The 26449-nt window shown below is 67.1% G+C and carries 30 protein-coding genes and 1 tRNA gene; 15 read left to right on the top strand and 16 right to left on the bottom strand.

The window, feature by feature from the left end; all coding sequences use genetic code 11:
• Positions 1-21: 21 nt before the first annotated feature.
• Positions 22-657 (bottom strand): endonuclease III, encoded by a 636-nt coding sequence (nth, locus tag HFL01S_RS15405; protein WP_066260231.1) that lies wholly within the window; start codon positions 655-657, stop codon positions 22-24.
• 22 nt (positions 658-679) lie between these two features.
• Positions 680-1486: an HDOD domain-containing protein gene (locus tag HFL01S_RS15400; protein WP_066260228.1), complete on the bottom strand. Its 807-nt coding sequence runs from the start codon at positions 1484-1486 to the stop codon at positions 680-682.
• A gap of 162 nt (positions 1487-1648) precedes the next feature.
• On the opposite strand from HFL01S_RS15400, the gene HFL01S_RS15395 reads away from it, so the two are divergent.
• Positions 1649-2839 (top strand): aminotransferase-like domain-containing protein, encoded by a 1191-nt coding sequence (locus HFL01S_RS15395; protein WP_066260433.1) that lies wholly within the window; start codon positions 1649-1651, stop codon positions 2837-2839.
• Between the two features lie 45 nt (positions 2840-2884).
• On the opposite strand, the gene HFL01S_RS15390 is transcribed toward HFL01S_RS15395, so the two are convergent.
• Both HFL01S_RS15390 and HFL01S_RS15385 read right to left on the bottom strand, forming a co-directional pair.
• Positions 2885-3199, bottom strand: a complete 315-nt coding sequence (locus HFL01S_RS15390) for a hypothetical protein (RefSeq protein WP_066260225.1) — start codon at positions 3197-3199, stop codon at positions 2885-2887.
• Positions 3200-3342: 143 nt separating this feature from the next.
• Entirely contained in the window at positions 3343-3933 is a 591-nt protein-coding gene (locus tag HFL01S_RS15385; RefSeq protein WP_066260223.1) for a lysophospholipid acyltransferase family protein, read from the bottom strand.
• A 92-nt stretch (positions 3934-4025) separates the two neighbouring features.
• Between HFL01S_RS15385 and HFL01S_RS15380 the strand changes: the two genes are divergently transcribed.
• Both HFL01S_RS15380 and HFL01S_RS15375 read left to right on the top strand, forming a co-directional pair.
• Positions 4026-4850: an alpha/beta fold hydrolase gene (locus HFL01S_RS15380; RefSeq protein ID WP_066260220.1), complete on the top strand. Its 825-nt coding sequence runs from the start codon at positions 4026-4028 to the stop codon at positions 4848-4850.
• Positions 4847-5083, top strand: a complete 237-nt coding sequence (locus HFL01S_RS15375; protein ID WP_066260214.1) for a DUF3820 family protein — start codon at positions 4847-4849, stop codon at positions 5081-5083. Before HFL01S_RS15380 ends, HFL01S_RS15375 begins: the two co-directional genes overlap by 4 nt.
• Here HFL01S_RS15375 and HFL01S_RS15370 read toward each other — a convergent pair.
• On the bottom strand, positions 5064-5666 hold the full coding sequence (locus tag HFL01S_RS15370; RefSeq protein WP_066260210.1) for a 3'-5' exonuclease: 603 nt from the start codon (positions 5664-5666) through the stop codon (positions 5064-5066). The genes HFL01S_RS15375 and HFL01S_RS15370 overlap by 20 nt on opposite strands.
• Before the next feature lie 56 nt (positions 5667-5722).
• On the opposite strand from HFL01S_RS15370, the gene HFL01S_RS15365 reads away from it, so the two are divergent.
• Together HFL01S_RS15365 and HFL01S_RS15360 are read left to right on the top strand one after the other, a co-directional pair.
• Positions 5723-6031, top strand: a complete 309-nt coding sequence (locus tag HFL01S_RS15365) for a hypothetical protein (RefSeq protein WP_066260208.1) — start codon at positions 5723-5725, stop codon at positions 6029-6031.
• Between the two features lie 54 nt (positions 6032-6085).
• Entirely contained in the window at positions 6086-6409 is a 324-nt protein-coding gene (locus tag HFL01S_RS15360) for a DUF6172 family protein (protein ID WP_066260206.1), read from the top strand.
• A gap of 80 nt (positions 6410-6489) precedes the next feature.
• Here the strand turns inward: HFL01S_RS15360 and HFL01S_RS15355 are convergent, their stop codons facing one another.
• Positions 6490-7728 carry a DEAD/DEAH box helicase gene (locus HFL01S_RS15355; RefSeq protein WP_066260205.1) on the bottom strand — a complete coding sequence of 413 codons (1239 nt, stop codon included), beginning with the start codon at positions 7726-7728 and terminating at the stop codon, positions 6490-6492.
• Positions 7729-7764: 36 nt separating this feature from the next.
• Here HFL01S_RS15355 and HFL01S_RS15350 point away from each other — a divergent pair, with 36 nt between their 5' ends.
• Positions 7765-8124 carry a translation initiation factor Sui1 gene (locus tag HFL01S_RS15350; protein ID WP_066260202.1) on the top strand — a complete coding sequence of 120 codons (360 nt, stop codon included), beginning with the start codon at positions 7765-7767 and terminating at the stop codon, positions 8122-8124.
• A 7-nt stretch (positions 8125-8131) separates the two neighbouring features.
• Here the strand turns inward: HFL01S_RS15350 and HFL01S_RS15345 are convergent, their stop codons facing one another.
• Genes HFL01S_RS15345 through HFL01S_RS15335 form a run of 3 tightly spaced genes read right to left on the bottom strand, consistent with a single transcriptional unit; the run spans position 8132 to position 9464 of the window.
• On the bottom strand, positions 8132-8473 hold the full coding sequence (locus tag HFL01S_RS15345; protein WP_066260201.1) for a hypothetical protein: 342 nt from the start codon (positions 8471-8473) through the stop codon (positions 8132-8134).
• Entirely contained in the window at positions 8470-9018 is a 549-nt protein-coding gene (locus HFL01S_RS15340; protein ID WP_066260199.1) for an RNA polymerase sigma factor, read from the bottom strand. The genes HFL01S_RS15345 and HFL01S_RS15340 overlap by 4 nt, the downstream gene beginning before the upstream one ends.
• Complete coding sequence (locus HFL01S_RS15335; protein WP_084383359.1) at positions 9015-9464, bottom strand: DUF3106 domain-containing protein; 450 nt, start codon at positions 9462-9464, stop codon at positions 9015-9017. Before HFL01S_RS15335 ends, HFL01S_RS15340 begins: the two co-directional genes overlap by 4 nt.
• A 175-nt stretch (positions 9465-9639) precedes the next feature.
• Between HFL01S_RS15335 and HFL01S_RS15330 the strand changes: the two genes are divergently transcribed.
• On the top strand, positions 9640-9972 hold the full coding sequence (locus HFL01S_RS15330) for a hypothetical protein (protein ID WP_066260198.1): 333 nt from the start codon (positions 9640-9642) through the stop codon (positions 9970-9972).
• A gap of 18 nt (positions 9973-9990) precedes the next feature.
• On the opposite strand, the gene HFL01S_RS25135 is transcribed toward HFL01S_RS15330, so the two are convergent.
• Positions 9991-11025, bottom strand: coding sequence for an AraC family transcriptional regulator (locus HFL01S_RS25135; protein WP_169802343.1), 1035 nt, complete (start codon positions 11023-11025; stop codon positions 9991-9993).
• A 141-nt stretch (positions 11026-11166) separates the two neighbouring features.
• On the opposite strand from HFL01S_RS25135, the gene HFL01S_RS15320 reads away from it, so the two are divergent.
• Positions 11167-12537 carry a TrpB-like pyridoxal phosphate-dependent enzyme gene (locus HFL01S_RS15320; protein WP_174525249.1) on the top strand — a complete coding sequence of 457 codons (1371 nt, stop codon included), beginning with the start codon at positions 11167-11169 and terminating at the stop codon, positions 12535-12537.
• A 12-nt stretch (positions 12538-12549) separates the two neighbouring features.
• Here HFL01S_RS15320 and serB read toward each other — a convergent pair whose 3' ends face one another.
• The 3 genes from serB to mfd all read right to left on the bottom strand — a co-directional run bounded on the left by serB (position 12550) and on the right by mfd (position 17416).
• A complete protein-coding gene (serB, locus tag HFL01S_RS15315; RefSeq protein ID WP_066260192.1) occupies positions 12550-13266 on the bottom strand; it encodes a phosphoserine phosphatase SerB in 717 nt (238 codons plus the stop codon).
• Positions 13267-13302: 36 nt separating this feature from the next.
• A complete protein-coding gene (locus tag HFL01S_RS15310; protein WP_066260191.1) occupies positions 13303-13809 on the bottom strand; it encodes a DUF4405 domain-containing protein in 507 nt (168 codons plus the stop codon).
• A 115-nt stretch (positions 13810-13924) separates the two neighbouring features.
• Positions 13925-17416, bottom strand: a complete 3492-nt coding sequence (gene mfd / locus HFL01S_RS15305; protein ID WP_066260188.1) for a transcription-repair coupling factor — start codon at positions 17414-17416, stop codon at positions 13925-13927.
• An 83-nt stretch (positions 17417-17499) separates the two neighbouring features.
• Between mfd and ispD the strand changes: the two genes are divergently transcribed.
• Entirely contained in the window at positions 17500-18213 is a 714-nt protein-coding gene (gene ispD, locus HFL01S_RS15300) for a 2-C-methyl-D-erythritol 4-phosphate cytidylyltransferase (protein WP_066260429.1), read from the top strand.
• A gap of 23 nt (positions 18214-18236) precedes the next feature.
• Positions 18237-18722, top strand: a complete 486-nt coding sequence (gene ispF, locus HFL01S_RS15295; protein WP_066260428.1) for a 2-C-methyl-D-erythritol 2,4-cyclodiphosphate synthase — start codon at positions 18237-18239, stop codon at positions 18720-18722.
• 12 nt (positions 18723-18734) lie between these two features.
• On the opposite strand, the gene HFL01S_RS15290 is transcribed toward ispF, so the two are convergent.
• Positions 18735-20144: an ATP-binding protein gene (locus tag HFL01S_RS15290; protein WP_066260181.1), complete on the bottom strand. Its 1410-nt coding sequence runs from the start codon at positions 20142-20144 to the stop codon at positions 18735-18737.
• Entirely contained in the window at positions 20144-20875 is a 732-nt protein-coding gene (gene ompR, locus HFL01S_RS15285; protein ID WP_066260180.1) for an osmolarity response regulator transcription factor OmpR, read from the bottom strand. Before ompR ends, HFL01S_RS15290 begins: the two co-directional genes overlap by 1 nt.
• A 168-nt stretch (positions 20876-21043) precedes the next feature.
• On the opposite strand from ompR, the gene HFL01S_RS25130 reads away from it, so the two are divergent.
• Entirely contained in the window at positions 21044-21337 is a 294-nt protein-coding gene (locus tag HFL01S_RS25130; RefSeq protein ID WP_157538897.1) for a hypothetical protein, read from the top strand.
• A 5-nt stretch (positions 21338-21342) separates the two neighbouring features.
• Positions 21343-22083 carry an SIMPL domain-containing protein gene (locus tag HFL01S_RS15280; RefSeq protein WP_084383353.1) on the top strand — a complete coding sequence of 247 codons (741 nt, stop codon included), beginning with the start codon at positions 21343-21345 and terminating at the stop codon, positions 22081-22083.
• A 3-nt stretch (positions 22084-22086) separates the two neighbouring features.
• Here the strand turns inward: HFL01S_RS15280 and HFL01S_RS15275 are convergent, their stop codons facing one another.
• Positions 22087-22857, bottom strand: coding sequence for a 3-hydroxybutyrate dehydrogenase (locus tag HFL01S_RS15275; RefSeq protein WP_066260179.1), 771 nt, complete (start codon positions 22855-22857; stop codon positions 22087-22089).
• A 37-nt stretch (positions 22858-22894) separates the two neighbouring features.
• On the opposite strand from HFL01S_RS15275, the gene HFL01S_RS15270 reads away from it, so the two are divergent.
• From HFL01S_RS15270 to HFL01S_RS15260, 3 genes are all read left to right on the top strand, one after another.
• A complete protein-coding gene (locus tag HFL01S_RS15270; protein WP_439648604.1) occupies positions 22895-23857 on the top strand; it encodes an alpha/beta fold hydrolase in 963 nt (320 codons plus the stop codon).
• A gap of 13 nt (positions 23858-23870) precedes the next feature.
• A complete protein-coding gene (locus HFL01S_RS15265) occupies positions 23871-26153 on the top strand; it encodes a RelA/SpoT family protein (protein ID WP_066260177.1) in 2283 nt (760 codons plus the stop codon).
• 61 nt (positions 26154-26214) lie between these two features.
• A tRNA-Val gene (locus HFL01S_RS15260) sits at positions 26215-26291 on the top strand.
• The last annotated feature ends 158 nt before the right edge of the window (positions 26292-26449 follow it).

Below are 26449 nucleotides of genomic sequence, written 5' to 3'. Positions count from 1 at the left end.
CGGAACCGGGACGGGCGGGCCTCAGCCCGTCGTCTTGGGCCTGAAATCGCAACAGGCGGACACGGCGCACTGGTGGCACAGCGGCTTGCGCGCCTGGCACACGTAGCGTCCGTGCAGGATCAGCCAGTGGTGCGCGTCCACCAGGTACCTGGCCGGGATGCGTTTGAGCAGCTGCTGCTCCACCGCCAGCGGCGTCTTGCCCGGCGCCAGGCCGGTGCGGTTGCCGACGCGGAAGATGTGCGTGTCCACCGCCATGGTCGGTTCGCCGAAGGCCACGTTGAGCACGACGTTGGCCGTCTTGCGGCCCACGCCGGGCAGGGCTTCGAGTGCCTCGCGCGTGCGCGGCACCTGGCCGCCATGGCGCTCCACCAGGATGCGGCAGGTCTCCATCAGGTGCTTGGCCTTGCTGCGGTACAGGCCGATGGTCTTGATGTACGACTCCAGGCCTTCTAGGCCGAGATTCAGGATTTGCTGCGGCGTGTGCGCCACCGGGAACAGCTTGCGCGTGGCCTTGTTGACGCCCACGTCGGTGGCCTGGGCCGAGAGCAGCACCGCGGCCAGCAGCTCGAACACGCTGGTGTATTCGAGTTCGGTGACGGGGTGCGGGTTGGCGGCCTGGAGGGTGGCGAAGAAGGTTTCGATCTGCGCGGGTTTCATGCCGCGCAGTGTAGTGCCGGGCTCAGTGCAGGCGCGAGGCCTCCACGTAGCGCTGCGCCTGCGGCAGCCGCTGGCGCATCCAGTCGGCGTCCACCTCCAGGGCGGCCAGCACGTCGGAGGGCAGTTCGTCGACCGTTTCGAACGAGGGGATGGGCACGGCCGCCAGCAGTTCGGCCACGTGCAGCACCGCGCCCAGGCGCGAAAACGGCTGGGCCGCCATCGGGTTGGCGGCCGCGTCCAGCGCGCGGATCATTTCGTCGGGGAAGTTCCAGGCGCGGGCCAGTTCCGCGCTGACCTGGCCTTCGGTGAAGCCCATCAGGGCGGCCTCGCGCTCCCAGCGCGCGCCGGGCGGGCAGGGCTGGCGTTCGAACTCCGCGATGCATTGGGGTGTCTTCATGCCCATAAGAAGCTCGCCCAAACGCACCATGAAACCGGTCAGCCAGGCCTGCTGGCTGTCGGAGCCGACGCCGCTGGCCAGCCACTGCGCCATGCCACCGCGCTCCTGGCTTTCGCGCCAGAAGGTCTGGCGGTCCAGGCCGGGGGTGATCGGGAAGGCGTCGTTGAACATCGAGGCCAGCGCCAGTGCGCGCACCTGCGCCGTGCCGACGCGGGCAATCGCGTCCTCGATCGAGCCCACCTTCTCGCGGTTGCCGTAGTGCGCGCTGTTGGCCAGCCGCAGCAGGTGCACCGCCAGCGCGGGATCGCGGGCGATGGCCTCGCACAGATGCGACAGGGGCACGTCCTCCTGGTTGAGCGAGCGGATCAGGTCGTGCGCGACCTCGGGCATGACCGGTAGGGTCAGGTCCTTGAAGAATTCGGCCGCGGTCATCGCGGGCTCCGGTCGGCAGTGGGGCTCATGGCGCCTATTTTTCCGGAACGGCCAGAGGGTCAAAGTCCGATATCCGCTGCCTTTTCATCCCAGTTCCGGGCCGGGCGCTACCATTTCGCCACCTTTCCATTCCTCTTCAGAGACCTCCGCATGAGCTTTGCCATCCCGTTTGCCGACCGTCTGAACAACGTCGAAACCTCCGCCATCCGCGAACTCTTCAAGCTGCTGGGCAAGCCCGGCATCATCAGCTTTGCCGGGGGCTTTCCCGACAGCGCCATGTTTGATGTTGACGGCATCCGCGAAGCCGTCAACGCTGCGCTGACCGAAGAAGCCGGCGGCGCCCTGCAGTACGGCGCCACCGAGGGCTACAACCCGCTGCGCGAACAGCTCGCTGCCTTTATGACCGGCAAGGGCAACCAAGGGGTGGCGGCCGAGAACCTGATCGTCACCACCGGCAGCCAGCAGGCGCTGGACCTGCTGGGCAAGACATTGGTCTCGCCCGGCGACAAGGTCATCGTCGAAGGCCCGACCTTCCTGGCCACCATCCAGTGCTTCCGCCTGTACGGCGCGCAGCTGGTGACGGCGCCGGTGGACGGGCAGGGCGTGGACACCGACCGGCTGGAAAAGCTCATCGTCGAACACAAGCCCAAGTTCATCTACCTGATTCCCACCTTCGGTAACCCCAGTGGAGCCATGCTCAGCCTGGAGCGCCGCAAGCGCGTGCTCGAACTCGCCGTGCAGCACAACGTGCTGGTGGTGGAAGACGACCCGTACGGCGATCTGTACTTCGGAGACGCCCCGCCCCCCAGCCTGCTGGCCCTGAGCGCCAGCGTGCCCGGCAGCCGCGAGCGCCTGGTGCACTGCGGCAGCCTGAGCAAGGTGCTGAGCCCCGGTCTGCGTGTGGGCTGGATGGTCGGTCCGGCCGAGTTGCTGGCCAAGGCCACCATGTGCAAGCAGTTCAGCGACGCCCACACCAGCACCTTCGCCCAGGCCACCGCGGCGCAATACCTCAAGGCCGGACGCATGCCCGCCACGCTGGCCAAGGTGCGCGCGGTCTATGCCGAGCGCGCCGCCACCATGGGCAACGCCCTGCGCCGCGAACTGGGCGACGCGATTGAATTCGTGCAACCGCAGGGTGGCCTGTTCGTCTGGGCCCGACTCACGGGTGCGGGCGGCAAGGTGGCCGATGGTGGTGAACTCGCCAAGCGCGCCATCGACAAGGGCGTGGCCTTCGTGCCGGGTGCGCCGTTCTACGCGAACAACCCCGACCACGCGACCCTGCGCCTGTCGTTCGCGACGGTGGGGCTGGACAAGATCGAAGAAGGCGTGGGCCGGCTGGGCGCAGCCGTCTGACCCTGATTGCTGGCAGATAGGCCGCGGGGGCGGTCGCCGGCGGGTTCAGCTCCCGGGCATCCGGGACCGCAGCAGGCTGTCGGGCAGAGTACCCCGGAACATGGGGCGCAGCGATTCCAGCGCGCGGATCGCGTGCGGTTCGTTGTGGCGCTGGCAGAGATCGGCGTACAGCTCGGCCCGTGCGTACCACAGGCCTTCCGCATCACGGGTGTGGTGCAGCCGTTGGTGCAGCCGGGGGTTGTTCAGGCGCCCGTCCTCACCATGCAGGCGCAGCATGGCGAGGCGGATGCGCGCCACATCGGCGTCGTTGTGGCGGACCTTCTCGACGCCCAGCAGCAGCGACCCCAGGCCTTCACGCAAGGTGCTGGACAGGGTCGATAGGGTGGACAGAGGCCCTTGAAAAACGGAATGCTGGCGGCTCACCCCGCCAGAGTACCCAATCTGCGGGACGGTTTTGCAGATCGGAATGAAACCTTTTGTAGTCGTGTTACAGGTCGGGCGGCTCAGTCGCCGGTGAACTGGGTGGCGTTCTTGCCCTGGAACGGCTGGTAGAAGGCCTTGATGCGCACCATGTCGGCGTCGATGTCGCCCGTCGGCTCGAACACCGGGCCCAGGCCACTGCGTTTGGTCGCGTAGTCCATGTAGGCCAGGATGATGGGCACCTGGGCGGTGGTGGCGATGTAGTAGAAACCGGTCTTCCAGTAGCGCGTCTTGCTGCGCGTGCCCTCGGGCGGCGCGATCAGCTGCAGCGGGCCGTCGGCGTCCTGGATGGCCTGGGCCGATGCGGCGACGAGGTTGTTGGACTTCGTGCGGTCGACCGCGATGCCGCCGAGCCAGCGCATCAGACCACCAAACGGGAAACGGAAGATGCTGGCCTTGCCCATCCAGTAGGGGTTCAGGCGCAGCGCGAACGCGACCATCAGTGTGTAGGGCAGGTCCCAGTTGCTGGTGTGCGGGGCGGCGATGAAGACGCTCTTGGCGGCACTGGGCGGCAGGTGGCCTTCGACGGTCCAGCCGGTGAGCCGCAGGAAGCCGGTCGACATCGCTCGCAGCAGGGGAGCGACCACCGGGGTGGTGAAGATGGTGCGGTGCATGGCGGTCGCTATTGTCGGTGACGCGGGCGCGACCGCCCTTGATCTGCGCCAAGCTACCATCGCCCGCTCGAATCACCCGAGGAGACCGCGACATGACGCAGACGCTGACCGTGCAGGGCATCAAGGTCCTGATCGACGGCCAAGGACCGACCGTGGTCATGTTGCACGGCTGGCCCGATTCACCCGCGCTGTGGGACGAGTCGGTGGCAGCGCTGCGAGACGGCTACCGCTGCGTGCGCTTCGCCCTGCCGGGCTACGACCTGGGCCAGCCGCCGCGCCCGGTGTCGGTGAACGACATGTGTGCTTTGGTGGGCGCGGTGGTCGATGCCGTCAGCCCCGACCACAAGGTGACCCTGATGCTGCACGACTGGGGTTGCTTCTTCGGCTACGAATATGCCGCGCGGAACACGGACCGGGTGGCGCGCGTGGTCGCGGCCGACATCGGCGACACCAACACCGGCGCCTACCTGAAGTCGCTGACCGCCAAAGAAAAGGCCATGATCGCGGGCTACCAGCTCTGGCTGGCCGTGGCCTGGAAGCTCGGGCCGCTGCTGCCCGGACTGGCCAACCGCATGACGCGCTGGATGGCGCGCACCATAGGCTGCCGCACGCCCCCCGCGGAAATCGCCTGGCAGATGAACTACCCCTACGCGATGCAGTGGTTCGGCACCCTGGGTGGTCTGCGCGGCGTGGCGCGGGTCGACAAGGTGTTCGGTCCGACGCTGCCCACGCTGTTCTTCTTCGGCAAGCGCAAGCCCTTCATGTTTCATTCCGCGCGCTGGCTGGCGCAGCTGGGCACCACACCGGGTTGCGCGGCCCACGGCCTGGACGCCGGGCACTGGCTCATGAAACAGAAGCCCGAACAGTTCAACCGCACGGTGCGCGACTGGCTGGACCGCGCGCACGCTGCGCCATGAACCCGTCCGAACTGGAGCGCCTGCTGACGGTGGAGATGCCCTACGGCAAGTACAAGGGCCGGGTGATCGCCGACCTGCCGGGGAACTACCTCAACTGGTTCGCGCGCGAAGGTTTCCCGAAGGGCGAGCTGGGGCGTTTGATCGCCCTGATGCACGAGATCGACCACAACGGCCTGGGCGAGCTGCTCACGCCGCTGCGCCAGAGCCGGCCACCTAAGGCGCGCCAGTCCTGAGCGCCTCGTGCACCACGGCCGCGGCCCAGGCATCGTTGGCCGCATAGATGAGCTGGCCCTCGGTCAGGCGCGGGTTGGCCCAGTTCGACGTCGCGGCTTTCTTTGATTTGATGAAGCGTTGCCCGAACATCACCGCCACCGCACCCTTGACGCCCATGTCCTTGCGGTAGCCGCGCTCGCGGAACAGGTGGTTGAGCTCGACCACCCCAACCGGTTCGACGCCCAGCTTGGCGCGGATGCGCTTGGTGTCGTCGCCCAGGCCAAAGCCGGCCTTGCCGTATCCGCCCTCGGCCATCGCCTGCGCGGCCAGGTCCCGGGTGGCCGGGTCGTTCAGCTGGAACACCCAGGCACGCTCCAGCGTGGCCAGCTGGAGGATGTGCGGTCCATCGGACACCTCACCCTGCACGAACGTGGGCTTGCTCTCGGTGTCGAATCCCCAGTGCGGGTGGTCGCGCAGCGCTGCCACCGCCTCGCGCGCGGCCGCGGCGGTGTTCACCAGCGCGATGCGGTCCAGGCCCAGGCGGGGGAATTCGGGCAGCAGGGCGATCTCGTCCTTGCCGGGCGTGGAGCGGGTGGTGTTCATGGGCTGGCGAGCGGTGGTGTCACGGGATAATCGGTCATTGTGCCTGCCGCCCCGTCATGACCTACACCCTCAAGCTCTACGTGCCCGACGACACCCCACCTGGCCAGCGCCAGGCCGCCGAGCGGCTGTTCCGCGAGGCGCTGGAAGGCGCGCTGGGCGATGCGGCGCTGGTGGCGCCGGTCTACCGGGCCTACCTGGGCATCGTGGCGCAGCACGGCGAGACGCCCGATCCCGAGTCGCTGACGGTCGAAGAACGCACGGTGCTGGAGCACTGGCAGATGGCCGAAGCCGCGGCGCTCGAAGCCGTGTTCGGCCCGCACCGCCACCTCGACGAAGGCGGCTACGACATCGTGCTGCCCGCATAATCCGGGTCCGTTTCACGTCCTGCCGGGGCGAACGCACCCAACCCAAGGACATTCATGAGAAAAACCTATCCGCTGCGCCCCGAGGGCAAGCATCCCGACCGCGTGCTCGACGCCGTCAAGCACGACATCCGCAAATACCAGAAACGCGAGCGCCGCCGAGATCTGCCCGAGGGTGCCAACTTCTGGGACTTCGATTGCCGCTTCGGCCCTGACAAGGACAGCGCGCAGGTGGTGCATCCGGGCGAGCTGATGAACCTGCTGGACGCGCTGGCCAAGGACGGTGCCCCGCAGTGTTATGTGGAGCTGCTGGCCAAGCCCGGCGTGCGCAAGCCGCGCCCGGCGGGCGCCGAGCCTGAAGCCGCCAGCGACGCAGAGTAAGGGTTTCGCCGCCGGGCAGCCCCAAGGCGAAACGCGCCCCCTTGGGGGGCAGCGACCCGCGCAGCGGCGGAGCGTGGGGGCTACGGTTTCGCGGCCTGTGCGCGCAGCTTGTCTTTCTTGCTCGGCCGCTTGCCCTTGACTCCGCCGTTGCCTGGTGAGGGTGGGGGCGGCGTTTCGGTCGGTTCGAACCCTTCCACCGTTTCCAGTGGCAGGCTCAGGCCCTGGCGTTTTTCGATCAGCTGCCAGTGCGCCAGTTGCGCAGCGGTCACGAAGCTCACCGCCAGGCCGGCCTGACCCGCTCGGGCGGTGCGCCCGATGCGGTGCACATGGTCCACCGCCGAGCGCGGAAGATCGAAATTCACCACCACCGGCAGGCCGTCGATGTGGATGCCGCGTGCGGCCAGATCGGTCGTCACCAGCACGTCCCAGCGCCCGGCCTTGAATTCGCCCAGCGTGGTCTGACGCGCGCCCTGGCTCAGGCCACCGTGGAAGGCCGTGGCGTAGACCTCGCCGTGGTGCAGCTTGTTGGCCAGGCGCTCGGCCGCGTACTGCGTGGCCACGAATACCAGCACCGGCTTCCAGCCCTCGGTTTTCATCAGCTGCCGCAGCAGCTGGGTGCGCCGCTTGTCGTCCACCGCAAACGCGCGCTGCTGCACCAGCGGCGCGGCCGCGTCGTCGTCCGGCGTCGGCACGTCCACCCGCACCGGCTCGCGCAGCAGCTGCAGCGCCATGGCTTCGACCGCCGGCGGCACGGTGGCGGAGAACAGCAGGTTCTGGCGCTGCGCTGGCAGCAGACCCAGCACACGCGCCAGTTCTTCCGCGAAACCCAGGTCGAGCAGGCGGTCGGCTTCGTCCAGCACCAGCAGCTCCACCGAATCCAGCCGCAGGCCGTTGTGGTCCACCAGGTCCAGCAGCCGGCCGGGCGTGGCGACCACCACGTCGGCGCCTCCGCGCAGCGCCATCAGCTGCGGGTTGATCGACACGCCACCGAAGGCGACGACCAGCTTCGGGCGCCGGGGCAGTGTCTGCGCCAGCGAGCGCAGCACCTCGCCGACCTGCGCCGCCAGTTCGCGGGTGGGCACCAGCACCAGTGCCCGCGTGCGGCGTGGCCCGGTGTCCGCCCGGTCCAGCCAGCGCTGCAGCAGGGGCAGGGCGTAGGCGGCGGTCTTGCCCGAACCGGTGCGGGCGCTGGCCAGCAGGTCCTGGCCAGCGAGCACCGGCGGGATGGCCTCGGCCTGGATTGGGGTGGGGGCGGCAAAACCCAGGTCGGCAGCGGCCTGGGCGAGAGCGGGCACAAGGCCCAGAGAGGAGAACGGCATGGGACGATTGTCGGCGACGCGCTACGATCCCGGTCCATGAAATCACGAGCTTCTTCCGGCGGCCTCGTTTATTCGACCGAATCGGGCCGCATGTGCCCCGGCTGCCGCCAGCCGGTGGCGTCGTGTCGCTGCGGCGAACCCGCGGCGCCCAAGGGCGATGGCGTGCTGCGCGTCTCGCGCGAGACCAAGGGCCGCGGTGGCAAGGCCGTGACCGTGGTCAAGGGGGCGCCGCTGGATGCGGCCGGCCTGGCCGCGCTGGGGAAACAGCTGCGCACGCTCTGTGGCACCGGTGGCACGGTCAAGGACGGTGTGATCGAGGTGCAGGGCGACCACGTCGAGCGCGTGATCGAGGCGCTCAAGGCCCAGGGCCACACGGTCAAGCGTGCGGGCGGATGAGGGCCCGCTACAGCTCTCCATTGGAAATCAGCATCAGCACATCGGGCTGCGTCAGTTCTTCCAGCGCCGGGTCCTGCGCCGGGCGCAGCATCCACAGCGCCATCGCCAGCGCCACCAGTGCGCCGGTCCACAGCACCGGGTGCTGGCGCCAGGCGGCCTGCAGCGAGGCCAATGGGCCAGTCGAGGTCACCACCACCGTTTGAGGGCGGGCCTGGCGCCATTGCGCGAGCACGCGCGCCTGCAAGGCGTCTGAGCCTTCGTCGGGGCTGTGCGTCAGCGCGTTCTTCAGGCGCCCCTTGAGCGCCTCTTCGCGCATGGTGTCGCGGTCGTGGGGGGAGGGCGTGTTCATGACGGGGTCTCCTGAAGGCATCGGCGCAGGGCCGTCTTGGCCCGGTGCAGCAGCTGGTGGGCTGCGTTCGTGTCGAGTTCGAGCGAGCGCGCGATCCCGGCCGCGTCGGCATCGGCGTAGGCCCACATGGCCAGGGCCATGCGCTGGCGGGCCGGCAGCCGGAGCATGGCGGCCTGCAGGCGTGGGGCATCCAGCGCGTCGCCGGCCCGGTGGTCGGTCCCGTCGCCTGGGGGGGCCGCGTCGATCCACTCGGCCAGCTGTTCGGGGTCGGTGCTCAGCTCGCGGCGCTGCACGAGCCAGGTCTTGCAGCGGTTGATCACGATGGTGTTGAAGTAGGTCGCGAGTGCCGCGCCCCGGGTGTCGGAGGGTTGTGCGCCCCACAGGCGCAGGAACGACTCCTGCACCACGTCCTCGGCGTCCTCCTGGCGCCGCAGCAGCTGCCGGGCCAGGCCCATGGCCTGCGGCGTGAGCCGGCGCACCAGCTGGACGGCGCTGGCTTCATGACCCTGGCAGGCGGCGCGCCACATGGCCCAGTCGCTGCTCATTCCGTGCGCAGCTTCTCGCGCAGCGCGCGGCGTTCGGCCGGGGTCATGCGCTCCAGCGTCTCGCGCCGTTCGCGCAGCAAGGCACGGCGCTCGGCGGGGGTCATCTCGCGCAGCTTCTCCCGGCGCTCGTCGGCAAGGCGCTGCTTCTCCTGCGGGCTCATGGCCTGCCAGCGCTCGCGCGCGTCGTCGATCAGGGCCTGCCGTTCATGCGGCGGCAGGCTGACCAGCAGCTCGCGCAGCCGCTCGCGGAACTCCTGCCGCTCCTGCGGCGTGGCGCGCTTGAGCCGCTCGCGGATGTCGGCCTGGCGCTGCAGCCGCTGCGCGGGTGTGAGCCGCTGCCATTCCTGTGCGTCGGGCACCGGCACGGGCGCGGCCTGCGCAGGCAGACCGAACGTGGCCAGGGCCAGCAGGCAGCAGGACAGCATGTGGCGGAACCGGAACGGCATGGGGCAGGGCAAAAACAGTGGGGCTGTACCGGTTCAACCCGCAAACTCCACGGCTCTTACGCCATTCCGATCAATTTCCTCGGGAAAGGCGGCGGGACGTAAGGGAGCGCTGCGCGGGCGGTTCAACAGGCACACGGGCCAGGGTGGTCCGTGAACCACCACGGAGGAAATCACCATGTCATTCTGGCTCAAACCCCTCACCGCAGCCGTTCTGGCGCTGGGCGCCGTCACCGCTGCGCAGGCTGTCACGCCGGCCGAGCGCCAGGCCCAGCGCGTCGAGAACCGCCAGGCCCGACAGGCCGAACGCATCGACCAGGGCGTTGCCTCAGGCCAGCTGACCCGGCGCGAAGAAAACCGTCTGGAACACCAGCAGCAGCACATCGCCAACATGGAGAACCGCATGGAAAGCGACGGCAAGGTCACCGGGCGGGAGGCGGTGCGCATGGAACACGCGCAGGACCGCGCAAGCCGGAACATTCACCGCAAGAAACACAATGCCCGGCACTGATGTCGGCTCGCGCCCACCTCAGCGGCTGCGCGCGAGGGTGGCGCTGGGGCTTTCGCCGTAGGCCTGCTGGTAGGCCGCGGCAAAGCGGCCGGGGTGCTCGAAGCCCCAGCGCTCGGCGGTCTGCAGCACGCGGGTGTCCGGTCCGGGGTGCAGCAGGTCGTGGCGCACACGCTCCAGCCGCAGCCGGCGGATGTGGGCCATCGGCGTGGTGCCGCGCTCGCGGGCGAACAGCTGCTGTACCAGGCGCACGCTGCTGTTGACCGCCCGCGCCAGATCGGCCACCGTCAGCGGCTGATCCAGGTGGGCTTCGATGTGGTCTTCCAGTTGCCGCAGCCGGGGCACGGTCGCGCTGGCGGGTGCCCGGCTCACCGTGGCCGGCGCCCAGGCCACCCGCAGCAGCATGGCCAGCACATGGTCTTCCAGCATTGCCGTGTGCAGGCCCGTCGACGGGTGTTCGCCGCCCGGCTGCAGCAGCGCGGCGAGGTAGTGCATCAGCTGCCACCAGTGCGCACCCGAACCCTGGCGCAGGTCCAGCCGGGGCGCCAGCCGCAGGGTGGCGGCCGGTTCGCTGCCGCTGATCGCTGCGGCCACGTGCAAGAGCCTCTGGCGGTCGATGCGCAGCATGAACTGGTCGCAGTCGCCCGACCACTCCATGCGCACCGTGTCCTGCGGCGAGATCACCGTTGCCTCGCCCGCGGCGCTGAGGTGCCGCGCGTTCTGGTGCCACACAGCCGCCTCACCGGCCAGCGGCATCTGCACCAGGAAAAAGTCGTCCAGCCGGTCCGGGTCGATGCGCACCGCGGCGCCGTGGGCCAGCCGGTTGAGCGAGACCGAGGGGCCGAGCGCCCGATGGTGCATGCGGGCGCGCACGCGCTGGTGGCTGCCGATCACCGCCAGGTCGTGCGGCTTGTAGATGCGCGCGATCTGCTCGCGCGTTTCGTCCAGGTCGTCGGAGGCGAGTACCAACAGTGGCGCCCAGGCTGCACCTGCGGGCGCACTGCGGTCCAGCCAGGCGGGCGCGTGCGGCGGGGACGGGGCAGGGCTGGGGGCCATGTGCTGCATGCTAGTGATTACCCGGGGTTTTGCACTTATCGGATACCCGGGTTCGTTTCGCGGATGGTCTTGACCGCTGCCAGCTTCCAGAATGGCCCGGTTCGCCGTACCACCCTGTTCACCCAACTTCAGGAGAAGCGCATGAGTCTGCAAACCAAGTACCTGCTCGACGAGAACCAGATGCCCAAGTTTTGGTACAACATCCAGGCCGACCTGCCCAAGGCGCTGCCGGCTGTGCTGCATCCCGGCACCTTGCAGCCCATCGGCCCCGACGACCTGGCGCCGCTGTTCCCGATGGAACTGATCATGCAGGAGGTCAGCACCGAGCGCGAGATCGAGATCCCCGAGCCGGTGCGCGACATCTACCGCCTCTGGCGTCCGGCGCCGCTGTACCGCGCCCACCGGCTGGAAAAGGTGTTGGGAACGCCGGCCAAGATCTTCTACAAGTACGAAGGCGTCAGCCCCGCCGGCAGCCACAAGCCGAACACCGCGATCCCGCAGGCCTTCTACAACAAGCAGGCCGGCGTCAAGCGCCTGACCACCGAGACCGGTGCCGGCCAGTGGGGCACCTCGCTGTCGTTCGCGGGCTCGCTGTTCGACCTCGAGGTGCTGGTGTTCCAGGTGCGCGTGTCGTACGACCAGAAACCCTATCGCCGCGCCGTGATGGAGACCTACGGCGCGCGCTGTCTGCCCTCGCCGTCCAACCAGACCGAGTACGGCCGCAGCGTGCTGGCCCAGCGGCCCGACCACCCCGGCAGCCTCGGCATCGCGATCTCGGAAGCGGTCGAGCTGGCGGTGCAGCGTGAGGACACCAAGTACGCGCTGGGTTCGGTGCTCAACCATGTGTTGATGCACCAGACCATCATCGGCCTGGAAGCCATGGAGCAGATGCAGATGGCCGACGCGTGGCCGGACGTGGTGGTGGGCTGCACCGGCGGTGGTTCCAACTTCGCCGGCATCGCCTTCCCGTTCATCGGCCATGCGCTGCGCGGCGGTCGGAAATCTCGCATCGTCGCGGTGGAGCCGGCGGCCTGCCCGTCGCTGACGCGCGGCAAGTACGCCTACGACTTCGGCGACACCGGCCACATGACGCCGCTGACCAAGATGCACACCTTGGGCAGCACCTTCACGCCGCCAGGCTTCCACGCCGGCGGTCTGCGCTACCACGGCATGGCGCCGCTGGTGAGTCACTGCAAGGAGCTGGGCCTGCTCGAAGCCACCGCCTACACCCAGGGCCAGTGTTTCGAGGCGGGCGTGACCTTCGCGCGCGCCGAGGGCATCGTGCCGGCGCCGGAGGCCAACCACGCCGTCAGGGGCGCGATCGAAGAGGCGCTGCGCTGCAAGCGCGAGGGCAAGTCGGAGACCATCCTGTTCAACCTCTGCGGCCACGGCCACTTCGACATGGCGTCGTACCAGAAGTACTTCGCCGGTGAACTCAAGGACGAGGCCTACGACGAGAAGGAGCTGGCGATGGCGCTGTCCGGTCTGCCCAGCGTGCCGGAACCCGCCTGAGACGCCAACGGGTCAGGGCTGGAACAGTTCGAGCAGGCGGTCCAGCCCGCCCATGTCGATGGCCACCTTGGCCTGGGCGCGCACCTTGGGTTTGGCGCGGTAGGCCACCGACAGGCCCGCCACGCCCATCATTTCCAGGTCGTTGGCGCCATCGCCCATGGCAATCGCCTGCGACGGCGAGCAGCCGATCAGGCTGCAGGTGCGCAGCAGGGTTTCCCGCTTCATCGCGCCATCGCAGATGTCGCCCCAGCTCTGGTCGAGCAGGCGGCCGGTGAGCTGGCCGTCGACGATCTCCAGCTGGTTGCTGCGGGCGAAATCGAGCGCCAGCCGGTCGCGCAGGCGCTCGGCGAAGTAGGTGAAACCGCCGCTGACCAGCAGCACCTTCAGGCCGGCCGCCTTGCAGGCCAGCACCAGCTCGGCTGCGCCCGGGTTCAGGCGCAGGCGCGAGCGGTAGACGTGCGCCAGGTGTTCCTCGGTCACGCCCTTGAGCAGGGCGACGCGCTGGCGCAGGCTCTCCTTGTAGTCGGTGATCTCGCCGCGCATGGCGGCTTCGGTGATTGCCGCCACCTCGGCCTTGCGGCCGGCGGCGTCGGCAATCTCGTCCACGCATTCGATGTTGATCAGCGTGGAATCCATGTCGAAGGCGATCAGCTTGAAATCGCGCAGGTTCAGGGGCGTCTGGACGCCCTGCACGGTCAGGCCGGGGGCGAATTCGGTGGGTGAGGTCATCCCGGAATTATCGCGGGAGCCGGGACGACGCCCTGATCAGGACTTGGCCGCTGGCAGCACCTTGGTGATGGTGCCGATCTGCTTGCGCAGGTCTGGCCCGACCAGATCGGCCACCGACTGCTGGTCGCTGGTCACTGCCAGGCCCTGGGCCTGCAACTTCGCCTTGAGATCCTCGGTGCTGGTGCCGGCGACCTGGGCCAGCACGGTGATCGGGGCCTTGGCGAGTGCGCGGACCGGCGGCGCAAAGCCGGGGTCGCTGCCGCCTTCGCCGCCAGCTGGAATGAAGCTCAGTGCCAGCACCAGGGCGAAGACGCCCATGATGGTCCGACCGGTGTTCTGGTTGAAGTAGCGCTTGAATGCCGGCATGTTCAGCAGCACGTGCAGGCCGACCCCGATCACCATGGCCCAGCTGAGCCATTCGTGGGCCGTCTTGTTCAGGCCTGAATCGAGATGAAAGAACATCAGCACGCCGGTGACGGCGGACAGGGTAAAGGCGCCGATGACGACGGGCGTGATCCAGGGGCGTTGGGCAGACAGGTTCATTTTTCTTCCTTCAAGTTGAAGGCTTCGATGCTGAAGCTTCTGTGTTGAAGTTTGATCGCCGCTGTGTGAACGGCGAGTGAACGCAGGCCTGCGTTGCTCCTGTTATTGATGCAGATCAAGCCACGCCGGCGGTGGCTACCGTCTTCAGCGGCTGGCCCAGCGAACGCAGCACGTCGCGCACCAGTTGCACCCGGTCCTTGACTTCGGGCAGGGCGCGTTCGATGCGCAGCTTCTCGTTGCCGGCCAGCTTGATGTGGCGGTTCTTCTGGATCAGCTCGATGATCTTCATCGGCTCGATCGGCGGGTTGGGGCGGAAGGTGATGTTGATGACACCTGGCGCCGCATCGACCTTGACCACGCCATACGGCGCCGAGAGCACCCGCAGGCGGTGCACGTCGATCAGGGTCTGGGTTTGCGCTGGCAGTTTGCCGAAGCGGTCGACGATCTCTTCCAGCAGGCCATCGACCTGGTCCGCCGTCTTGGCGGTGGCGAGCTTCTTGTAGAAGCTCAGGCGCAAGTGCACGTCGCCGCAGTAGTCGTTGGGCAGCAGGGCGGGGGCGTGCAGGTTGATGTCGGTGGTGACGCTCAGCGGGCTCAGCAGGTCCGGCTCACGCCCGGCCTTGAGCGCGCTCACTGCTTCGCTCAGCATCTCGTTGTAGAGCTGGAAGCCGACTTCCAGCATGTTGCCGCTCTGGTTCTCACCCAGCACCTCACCCGCGCCGCGGATCTCCAGGTCGTGCATCGCCAGGTAGAAGCCGCTGCCCAGTTCCTCCATCTGCTGGATCGCGTCCAGCCGCTGCGCGGCCTGCTTGGTCAGGCCCTCGATGTCCGGGACCAGCAGGTAGGCGTAGGCCTGGTGGTGGCTGCGGCCCACGCGGCCGCGCAGCTGGTGCAGCTGGGCCAGACCGAACTTGTCGGCGCGGCTCATCACGATGGTGTTGGCCGTGGGCACGTCGATGCCGGTCTCGATGATGGTCGAGCACAGCAGCAGGTTGTAGCGCTGCGCCACGAAGTCGCGCATCACGCGCTCCAGTTCGCGCTCGGGCATCTGGCCGTGGGCGACGGCGATGCGCGCCTCGGGCAGGATTTCCTCCAGCTTCTGCTTGCGGTTTTCGATGGTCTCGACCTCGTTGTGCAGGAAGTAGACCTGACCACCGCGCTTGAGTTCGCGCAACACGGCCTCGCGGATCACGCCCGTACCCTCGTTGCGCACAAAGGTCTTGATGGCCAGGCGGCGCTGCGGCGCGGTGGCGATCACGCTCAGGTCGCGCAGGCCTTCGAGCGCCATGCCCAGCGTGCGCGGGATCGGCGTGGCGGTGAGCGTCAGCACGTCCACCTCGGCGCGCAGCTGCTTCATCGCCTCTTTGTGGCGCACGCCGAAGCGGTGCTCCTCGTCGATGATGAGCAGGCCCAGGTTCTTGAACTGCGTCTTCTCCGACAGCAGCTTGTGCGTGCCGACCACGATGTCCACGCTGCCGTCGTTGATGCCCTTCATTGCCGCGGTGATTTCTTTCTGCGAGCGGAAGCGGCTCATCTCGGCCACCTTCACCGGCCACTTGGCGAAGCGGTCCACCAGGGTCTGGTAGTGCTGCTCGGCCAGCAGCGTGGTCGGAGCCAGAAACGCCACCTGCTTGCCACCGGTGATGGCCACGAAGGCGGCGCGCAGGGCGACTTCGGTCTTGCCGAAACCCACGTCGCCGCAGACCAGACGGTCCATGGGCTGCGGGCTGATCATGTCCTGGATCACGGCGTGGATGGCGGCTTTCTGGTCGGCCGTTTCCTCAAAGCCGAAGTCGTTGGCGAAGATCTCGTAGTCCTGCGCGCTGAAGCGGAACGCGTGGCCCTGGCGCACGGCCCGTCGCGCGTAGATGTTCAGCAGCTCGGCGGCGGCGTCGCGCACCTGCTCGGCCGCGCGGCGCTTGGCTTTTTCCCACTGGCCGCTCCCCAGCTTGTGCAGCGGTGCTTCGTCGGCGCTGACGCCGGTATAGCGGCCGATCAGGCTGAGCTGGCTGACCGGCACATAGAGCACGGCCTTGTCGGCGTATTCGAGGTGCAGGAACTCCTGCAGCGCGGGCGTGCCATCTGGATTCTTGTCCCCCATGTCCATGTTGATCAGACCGCGATAGCGGCCGATACCGTGCGCGCTGTGCACCACCGGATCGCCCACGTTCAGCTCGCTCAGGTCCTTGATCAGCGCATCGACGTCGCTGACCTGTTCCTGCTTCTTGCGGCGGCGTGTGGTCGGGCCGGCGGCGAAGAGTTCGGTCTCGGTGACAAAGTCGATGCCCGCTTCCAGCCAGGAGAAGCCGACCGTCAGACCGGCGGTGGCGATGCCGACCTTTTCGTCGCTGGTCTGGAACTCGGTCAGCGAATCAAACGCCGGCGGGTTCAGGCCGCTGGCGCGCAGGAAGTCCAGCAGGCTCTCGCGCCGGCCGTCGCTCTCGGCCAGCAACAGAACGCGGTGGGCGGTGTTGCGGATGTGGCAGTGCAGGCGCGACAGTGGGTCTTCGGCACCGCGCACCGCGGCCAGCTCGCCCAGCTTCTGTGCGAACGCGTTGTCGGCGATGTCTTCCACCGCGGGGCGGATGGCCAGCTGCGCGTGGGCGTTGGCCTGGCCATAGAACTGCTCCATCGACAGGAACAGGCTCTCGGGCGGCAGGGCGGGACGGTCGGGGTCGCCGCGGACCAGGCGGTAGCGGTCCTGCGTGTCCTGCCAGAAGCGCTGGAAGGCCGGCTCCAGGTCGCCGTGCAGCACGACGGTGGCCTGCTCGCCGAGGTAGTCGAAGACCGTGGCCGTCTCCTCGAAGAACAGCGGCAGGTAGTACTCGATGCCGGCGGTGGCGACGCCGTTGCCCATGTCCTTGTAGATGCGGCTCTTGGTCGGGTCGCCTTCGAGCAGCTCGCGCCAGCGGCTGCGAAAACGCGCGCGCGCCGGCTCATCCATCGGGAACTCGCGGCCGGGCAGCAGCCGCACCTCGGGCACCGGGTAGAGGCTGCGCTGGCTGTCGGGGTCGAAGGTGCGGATCGAGTCGATCTCGTCGTCGAACAGGTCGACCCGGTAGGGCACCTGCGAGCCCATGGGGAAGAGGTCGATCAGGCCGCCGCGCACCGCGTATTCGCCGGGGCTGACCACCTGCGTCACATGGTTGTAGCCGGCAAGCGTGAGCTGTCCCTTGAGCTTTGCTTCGTCCAGCTTCTGCTTGACCTTGAACTGGAAGGTGTAGCCCGCCAGAAAGGACGGTGGTGCAAGCCGGTACAGCGCCGTGGTGGCGGGCACCAGCACCACGTCGGCGCCGGTGTCCTTGTCGCGCTGCTGGATGCGCCAGAGCGTGGCCAGCCGTTCGCTGATCAGGTCCTGGTGCGGCGAGAAGGCGTCGTAGGGCAGGGTCTCCCAGTCGGGGAACAGGGCGCAGCGCAGTTCGGGTGCGAAGAAGGCCATCTCGTCCATCAGGCGCTGCGCGTCGGTCGCGTCGGCAGTGACGATGGCCACGGGCCTGCCAGCGGCCTTCTCGCGCGCCGCCAGTTGTGCGAGCAGCAGCGCATCGGCCGCTCCGGCGGGACGGGGCAGATGAAAACGTTGGCCGGGTTTGAGCTTGGGCAGGTCCATGGGATTGGGCGCAAATGACGAAAACCCCCCGGTCGCTGCGACAGGGGGGTGAAGTGGGGGATTCTAGAATGCCCGGACCGATCATGAGTGCTTCCGAAAACACCCCGTCCACTGTGCGCTGCCACGCGCTGCTGCCTTGTGCCGGCACCGGCTCGCGCGCGGGCACCGCTGGCCCCAAGCAGTACCAGACCGTCGCCGGCCTGCCCATGGTGTTGCACACCCTGGCAGCGTTCGGCGCGGCTCCCCGCATCGAGCAGACGGTGCTGGTGGTGGCGCCGGATGACCGCTTCCTGAGCGTCGATCAGCCCGATCTGCAGCTCGCGCGCTGTGGCGGCGCGACCCGTGCGCACAGCGTGTACAACGGCCTGGATGCCCTGCGCGCCAGAGGTGCCGCCGACGATGACTGGGTGCTGGTGCACGACGCGGCGCGCTGCCTGATCACACCGCAGCAGATCGAGGCGCTGATCAGCGCCTGCGAGGGTGACCCGGTGGGCGGGCTGCTGGCACTCAAGCTGCCCGACACGCTGAAGACCGAACGCGAGGGCCGCGTGGCCGCGACCGTGGACCGCTCGGACAAATGGCTGGCCCAGACCCCGCAGATGTTCCGGCTTGGCATGCTCCGGAACGCGCTCGCCGCCCAGGCGGACAGCGGCTTCGCCGGTGTGACCGACGAGGCCAGCGCCATGGAAATGGCCGGGCACCGGCCGCTGCTCGTGCCGGGCAGCGCGCAGAATTTCAAGGTCACCTACCCCGAAGACTTCGCCCTCGCGGAAGCCATTCTCTCAAGCCGAACATGAGCGCAGCCAACACCACCCCGTCCATTCCATTTCGCATCGGTGAGGGCTGGGACGTGCACGCCCTGGTGCCGGGGCGACCGCTGATCATCGGCGGCGTGACCATCCCCCACACGGCCGGCCTGCTGGGCCATTCGGACGCCGATGTGCTGCTGCACGCCATCACCGACGCCCTGCTGGGCGCCGCGGCGCTGGGCGACATCGGGCGCCACTTCCCCGACACAGACCCGCGGTTCAAGGGCTCTGATTCGATTGTGCTGTTGACCGAAGTCGCTCGGCGCGTGCGCGAGGCGGGTTTCGAGATTGGCAACATCGACAGCACGGTGGTGGCCCAGGCACCCAAACTCGGCCCGCACATTCCGGCCATGTGCGCGCGCATAGCACAGGCTCTGGGCCTGCCTGTGGGGGGGGTCAACGTGAAGGCCAAGACCGCCGAGAAGCTGGGCCCCGTCGGGCAGGGGCTGTCGATCGAGGCCCGTGCGGTCGCCTTGCTGGTGCGCCGGCCGGGCTGAGCCCGGCTTCGATCAGGCGGTTTTGCCGACCGGCAGCTTGATGTGGGCGGCCAGCCCGCCGGAGCTGCTGTTGGCCAGCGCGAAACGGCCACCCATGCGGGCAATGGCGCGCTCGACGATGGCCAGGCCCAGGCCGGTACCAGTGGCAGCGCTGCGCGAGGCGTCTCCACGGAAGAAGGGCTGTGTGAGCTGGCTGAGCATCTCGGGATTGACGCCCGGACCGTGGTCGCGCAGCTTGACCAGCACCCATTGGTCCTTGGTCTTGGCGCCAATGTCGATCTCGGCCACGCCGGTCGTCTGGTTGCGGCCGTAGCGAACGGCGTTCTGCAGCAGGTTGGAGAACACTCGGTTGAGCTCGACCGCATCGCCCATCACCCAGGTGTCGGCGGGGATGCTGGTTTTCACGGCGACGTCGGGCTGGTTGCCCAGCGCAAACACGGCGGCCTCAATCACCTCGTTCAAGCTCACGCGCTGAGGCTCCATGTGGTCCGGCCGGGCGTAGTCGAGGAACTTGTCGATGATGGCATTGACCTGTTCGATGTCGGCCGACATGTGTTCCCGCGCTTCCGCGTCGGCCACACTCATCTCGGTCTCCAGACGCAGCCGCGCCAGCGGCGTGCGCAGGTCGTGCGAGATGCCCGCCAGCATCAAGGCGCGGTCCTGTTCGATCTTGGACAACCGCTGCGCCATCTGGTTGAACCCGATATTCACCTGCCGGATTTCACTCGTGGCCACAGCCTCGTTGAGCCGGCTGGAGTTGAAGTCGCCATCGCGCACACGGCTCGCGGCAAACGACAGCTTCTGCAACGGGCGGTTGATCAGGCGAGCGATCCACGCGGCGCCCATCAACGAAAGCACGGCAGCGGTGGCCAGCCAGATCACCCAGGTCTTGCCGGTCACCAGCTCCACCCGCGAAGGATCTGCCTGCAGCCAGTACGGATCGCCGTCAATGGAAAAACCGATCCACAGACCTGGCGTGCCGTTGACTTCGCGTGCGACCACGGTGTCGGGTCCGAGCCGGGCGCTGAGCTGTGCGCTGACTGTCCTGCTGAGCTGGTCGGCGTCGTAAAGACGGAACTTGTCACCCGGCTCGCGAGGGGCGATCCTCACCTTTTCCTCGTCGGCCATGGTCTTGACCAGCGACACACGGGCAATCGAGTCGGAGTGCACGAGTGCCGCACGGCTGAGGTTCACCAGGGAAGCGAGCTGTTGCGCACTTTGCAGCGTTCGAGGCTCGTACTCAAGCGCCCGGAACGTCTGAAGCCAGGCCACGATGCAGCCCACCAGCAGCAGCGACAACAAGAAAAAGGTGCGCCAGAACAGGCTCACCTCGCGCGCGGGTTTGCTCTCCAGCGGGGCAGACGCCGTTTCCAGCGCCGCCGGCTCTGTTTCGAAGGTGGGAACCCGCGATTCGTCGATCATCAGGCGTTGCCGTCCGGCACGAACACATATCCCACGCCCCACACCGTCTGGAGGTAGCGGGGCGAAGCGGCGTCCTCTTCGATCAGCTTGCGCAGGCGGGACACCTGCACGTCCAGGCTGCGGTCAAACGGTTCGAACTCCCGGCCGCGGGCCAGCTGCGCGAGCTTTTCGCGGGACAGCGGCTGGCGCGGATGGCGCACCAGCGCCTTGAGCATGGCGAACTCGCCCGTGGTCAGCGGCAGGTCGGCGCCGTCCTTGCGCAGGGTGCGCAGGCTCAGGTCGAACTCGAACGGGCCGAAATTGACGACCTCCGCATCCTGCGAGGGGGCACCCGGGACTTCAGCCGGGGGGCGGCGGCGCAGCACGGCATGGACGCGGGCGAGCAGTTCGCGCGGGTTGAACGGCTTGCCCAGGTAATCGTCGGCACCGACCTCCAGGCCGACGATGCGGTCCACGTCCTCGCTTTTCGCAGTGAGCATGATGATCGGGGTGCGGTCGCCGTTGGCGCGCAGGCGCCGGCAAATCGACAGGCCGTCTTCGCCCGGCATCATGAGGTCCAGAACGATCAGATCCACGGCCTCGCGTTGGAGGACACGGTTCAGTGCCTTGCCGTCCTCGGCCAGCATGACCTCGAAACCCTCCTGCATCAGGTAACGGCGCAGCAGGTCGCGGATGCGGACATCGTCATCGACCACCAGGATCTTGTTCGGGCGGGCGGTGTTTTGTGGCATGGAAGCAACTCCCGGTAAATGTAACAAAGGCGATTGTGGCAGCGCCAAGTGCTTGTCAGGGCTCGTTTTTTGGTTTTTTGACAGGCTGTTACATCTGTTGCCCGAGCCCCTCACACCGTTACCAGAGGCCCGCTCAGAATGCCTCCATCGTTCAGTTCGGTCAGAACCATGATCAATCACAAATACTCTGTGTCTGCGATGCTGCTGGGAGCGCCACTGCTTTCAGCCGCATTGGAGTTGCGGGAGCAGCCTGCCCAGCCCCTGGCCACCGAGCCAGTGGCCGTGTCGCCCGCCGAGGTCCAGGATGGGCGTCCGGTGTCTTCACGGTTGCGCGATTCCCTGCGGCAGCCAGTTGGCGATGGCTACGCCACCAGCAAGCCATTTAGGTTGTCTCCTGAGGAGCGGCAGCGCATGCGCGAACAGCTGCGCGGTTTGCCAGAGCAGTCCGCTCAGTCAAAATAGCCGCTATGAACAAATATGTGCGGGTGGCAGCGTCTTGCCGCCGGGCGGGCGTGCTCGCCGTGGTTTTTTCAGGGCTTCTGGGGACCGGTGCCTTGTTTGCCCAGCCTGTGTCTGCGGCCGCTCCGGTCAATGTGGTGGTGGTGTCTGCCAGCGCACAGCTTGAAGTGCCTCAGGACTGGCTCACGATGACATTGAGCACCTCGCGCGACGGCAGCGATGCCGCAGCGGTGCAGAGCCAGTTGCGACAAGCGGTTGATGCCGCCCTGGCGGTTGCCAAGCCACAGGCCTCTGCCCAGCAGTTGGAGGTAAAAACAGGATCTTTCGGTGTGTATCCGCGCCATGGCAGCAACGGACGTATCGTGGGCTGGCAGGGGACGGCGGAGCTTGTGCTGGAAGGGCGGGACTTCGTCCGCATCAGCACCACCGCGGGGAAGATTTCTTCCATGGGCGTTGGTAACGTGGCCTTCTCGCTGTCCCGCGAAGCGCAACAAAAGCTCGAGTCCGAGGTGCAGGCATCGGCCATCGAGCGTTTCAAGGCCAAAGCGGTCGAGGTGGCCAAGGCCTTCGGTTTCGAGGGCTACATCCTGCGGGAGGTGTCGGTAAGCCCGGCCGATCAGGGCGAGCGGCCGTTGTACCGGATGCGTGCCGCGTCGGTGGCCCAGGCGTCTGCCGACGCCGCCATCCCTGTCGAAGCGGGCAAGAGCCTGGTCACGGTGTCGGTGTCAGGCTCGGTCCAGCTGCGCTGAGGGTCATTGCGCTACCCAGCCACCGTCCATGTTCCAGGCCACGCCACGCACGTTGGCGCCGGCCGGTGAGCAGAAAAACACCGCCAGTTCGCCCAACTCCTCGGGGGTGGTGAACTGCATCGACGGCTCCTTCTCTCCCAGCAACTGCTTCTTGGCGTCCTCGTTGGAAAGGCCCAACGCCGCCGCCTTGGCATCCACCTGTTTCTGCACCAGCGGTGTCAGCACCCAGCCAGGACAGATCGCGTTGCAGGTCACGCCGGTGGTCGCATTTTCAAGGGCGGTCACTTTGGTCAGGCCAACGACCCCGTGCTTGGCCGCAACGTAGGCGGACTTCTCTGCCGAGGCGACCAGTCCGTGGACCGAGGCCACATTGATGATGCGCCCCCAATTCGCTGCGCGCATGGCGGGCAACGCCAGGCGGGTGGCATGGAACGCGCTGGAGAGATTGATGGCGATCACCGCATCCCATCGCTCGACCGGGAAGTCCTCCACACGCGCCACATGCTGGATGCCGGCGTTGTTCACCAGGATGTCGACCTTCCCAAAGCGGCTGGCCGCGAACTTCATCATGTCTTCAATCTCGGCTGGCTTGCTCATGTCCGCGCCGTGGTAGGCCACCTGCACACTCATGGCCGCGATCTCGGCCTGTGGGCCTTCAGAGTCACCGAAACCATTCAGAACAATGTTTGCACCCTGACGAGCCAGCGCCTTGGCGATACCCAGTCCAATGCCGCTGGTCGAGCCTGTGACGAGGGCGGTTTTGTTGGCAAGCATGAGGGATCTCCAGTTCCATTACGATTGGTTGAACAACATGCAAACCATTATCACGGAGTCCCGAGGAATGATCGGTTCCAGCCAGATGCCAGAGCTGCGGTTCGTCGATGTTCCCGGGCCTGCCGCCACCAGCGGCCAGCAACGCCGGCTGGCGTACTGGGACTGGATGCCGCAACAAGGTGCCGATGCGCACCGCCTCGTGGTGTGTGTGCATGGACTGTCTCGTCAGGGGCGTGACTTCGATGCGCTGGCGTCCGCCCTGACCGCACAGGCGCGCGTCATTGCTGTGGACGTTGCCGGTCGTGGATTCAGCGACTGGCTTGCCGATCCCATGGCCTACCAGGTGGGAACCTATGCCGCGGATGTGGGCCGCCTCATTGCCAGGCTGCGTTCCGAGGACCCCATGCTTCAGATCGACTGGATCGGTACCAGCATGGGGGGGCTGATTGGCATGGCCCTGGCGGCCCAAGCTGCAACGGGCATCCGCAGGCTGGTGCTCAACGACGTCGGTCCGGTGCTCCAGTGGGACGCCTTGCGGCGCATCGGAACCTATCTGGGACTCAATCCTTCCTTCGCCAGCGAGCAGGAGGCCGTGGACTATCTGTGGTCCATTTCGTCCAGTTTTGGGCCCCACAGCCAGCAGCAGTGGATGGCACTGTCCCGTCCCATGCTGCGCGAGCGGGAGGGGCGCTGGTGGCTGCACTACGACCCTGCGCTGGCCGTTCCGATCCGTGCGCTGACGGATATGGATGAATCCGTCGGTCGCCAAGTGGTGGCCGACGGGGAGGCTGCCCTGTGGGCTCTGTACGACGCCATTTCGGCTCCCACCCTGCTGCTGCGCGGCGCCGATTCCGACCTCCTGACCCGCGAGACGGCGAAGGCCATGTCTGAAAGAGGGCCCCGCGCGCGTTGTGTCGAGTTTCCGGGAGTCGGACATGCACCGACCCTGGTGGTGCCAGACCAGGTGGCGGCGGTGGTTGGTTTTCTGGGCCAGGCCTGAGCGAGCCCTTGCCATGCAGTATTCGACTTCTGTTCCTCCACCACCAACGTCGGCCATCGTGGCCGCCACCTCGGACAGCCTGCCCCAGCAGGCCCAGGCATTGGCGCGTGCCCGTGCCTTCGCAGAGCCCTTGCTGGCCAGCGAGCAGCTGGACACAGGCGAAAACATCCTCTCGCACGCCGACGCGGTCGCTACGGTGCTGCGCGACATTGGCGGGTCGGAGGCGATGCAGGCTGCCGCATATCTCGTGTACGCGTGCCAGTACCTCAACAGGCCTCAAGAGGTGATTGCCAAGGCGTTCGGCGAGAACTTCGCGGCGCTCGCTCTTGAGACGACCAAGCTGGTGCAACTGCAGCGGCAGGCGCGCATCAAGTCGGCCGAGGTGCAGAACCGGAAAACGGGAGAGCGTCTGGCCGCGCAAGAGGCGGCCCTGCCTGTGGCGTCACCGGGCAAGGTGCCTGTGTCCGAACTGGCGGCCAGCCAGACCGAGAACGTCCGCAAGATGTTGCTCGCGTTTTCCCGTGACTTGCGGGTGGTGATGCTCCGGCTGGCATCGCGCCTGCAGACGCTGCGCTATTTCGCGGCCTGCAAGGGGGATCCCGGTCAGGCCCTGGCCAGCGAGTCGCTGCATGTGTTCGCTCCGCTGGCCAACCGGCTGGGCATCTGGCAGATCAAATGGGAGATGGAGGATCTGGCCTTCCGTTTTCTAGAGCCGCACATGTACAAGGAGGTGGCCCGTCTGCTGGATGAAAAGAGGGCAGAGCGCGAGGTGCACATCGAGCAGGTGCGAATGCAATTGGAGCAAGACCTGCGCGGGCAGGGCATCCAGGCGTCGGTTCAGGGGCGGCCCAAGCACATCTACAGCATCGTCAAGAAGATGCGTGGCAAGTCGCTGGACTTCGACCAGGTGTTCGACATCCGAGCTCTGCGGGTGGTGGTGCCTTCGACCGATGCATGTTATGCAGTGCTGGCGCTGGTGCACTCGCAGTTCACACCCGTTGCGGAGGAGTTCGACGACTACATCGCCAAGCCCAAGGCCAATGGCTACCAGTCGCTGCATACGGTGGTGCGGGACCCGCAGGGTAGGGCGTTCGAGATCCAGATCCGGTCCCAGGCCATGCACGAACACGCCGAACACGGGGTGGCCGCCCACTGGGCCTACAAGGAGGCGGGCACCAAAGGCTATGCGGGCGTGTCGGCCAGTTCGGAGTACGACGCCAAGATCGCGGTGCTTCGACAACTGCTGGCCTGGGAGCGTGATCTCAGTGGGGCTTCATCTGGACTGTTTGACGACCGCATCTATGTCCTGACGCCTGATGCCGCCATCGTGGAGCTGTCGCAGGGCGCCACGCCTGTCGATTTCGCCTATTCGGTGCACACGAATCTGGGGCACCGCTGCAGAGGGGCCCGGGTGGACGGCGTCATGGTTCCGCTGAACACGGCGCTGCAGAATGGTCAGACCGTCGAAATCATCGCCGCCAAGGAGGGAGGTCCTTCGCGCGACTGGCTCAATCCTGAGTTGGGTTACCTGGTCGGCCACCGTGCCAAGAGCAAGGTCCGGGCATGGTTCAACCAACTGGCGATGGAAGAGACCGTTGCCAGGGGGCGCGAGGCGGTGGAACGTCTCCTCCAGCGAGAGGGGCGCACCGCGCTGAGGTTCGAGGAACTCGCCAGCTCGGCGGGCCTTCCCTCGGCGCAGGCCCTGTTCGAACAGGTGGGCAAGGACGAGCTGTCGCTCCGCACGCTAGAGGTGCTTTTGCGGCAGGGCGATCAGCCCGTCGTCGAGGACGTTCCCCCGTGGCTGAAGAAGCCGCGTCCTGTGCGTTCCGCGTCCAGCGGGGGTGTGCTGGTGGTCGGTGTCGATTCCCTGATGACGCAGTTGGCCAAATGCTGCAAGCCCGCCCCACCGGACGACATCCGGGGGTTTGTGACCCGTGGCAAGGGTGTGAGCATCCATCGGAGCGATTGCAGCGACTTTGCCCATCTGCAGCGCACCAGTCCTGACCGGGTGATCGATGTGCAATGGGGTGGCGCTGTGTCTGGCGGGAGGGACGGGGCTTCTGCCGTGTACCCGGTAGACGTTGCGGTTGAGGCGATCGACCGGCAGGGGTTGCTGAGAGACATTTCCGATGTGTTTGCGCGCGAGAAGATGAACGTCATCGGGGTACAGACGCAGTCGGTCAAGGGCATCGCGTGGATGACTTTCACCATAGAGATCATCGATGCGAGACAAGTGTCCCGAGCCATGTCGGTGGTCGGGGATGTGGCCGGTGTGCGCATGGTCAGGCGCAAATGATTCACGGGTTTGGACAAATTGCTGAATTCGCTGCTATAATGCGAGGCTTCGGACAGTTTGCAGGCGCGTAGCTCAGCTGGTTAGAGCACCACCTTGACATGGTGGGGGTCGTTGGTTCGAGTCCAATCGCGCCTACCAGATTTGGTAGAAAAATCAAGCACTTAGTGGAAACGCTAGGTGCTTTTTTTTGTTGGTACGGAAAGCTGCACGGCACCAGCCCGGAAATGAGGTTCTCCCGGAACCAGATGGGTGATGGATGGCCAGGCCGTCTTAGGCCCGGCGCTGTTGCTGTTCGG

The organism is Hydrogenophaga flava NBRC 102514 (assembly GCF_001571145.1).
GTDB lineage: Bacteria > Pseudomonadota > Gammaproteobacteria > Burkholderiales > Burkholderiaceae_C > Hydrogenophaga > Hydrogenophaga flava.
Note: the sequence above shows the minus strand (reverse complement) of the source record. Positions and strands in the feature narration are given on the sequence as shown.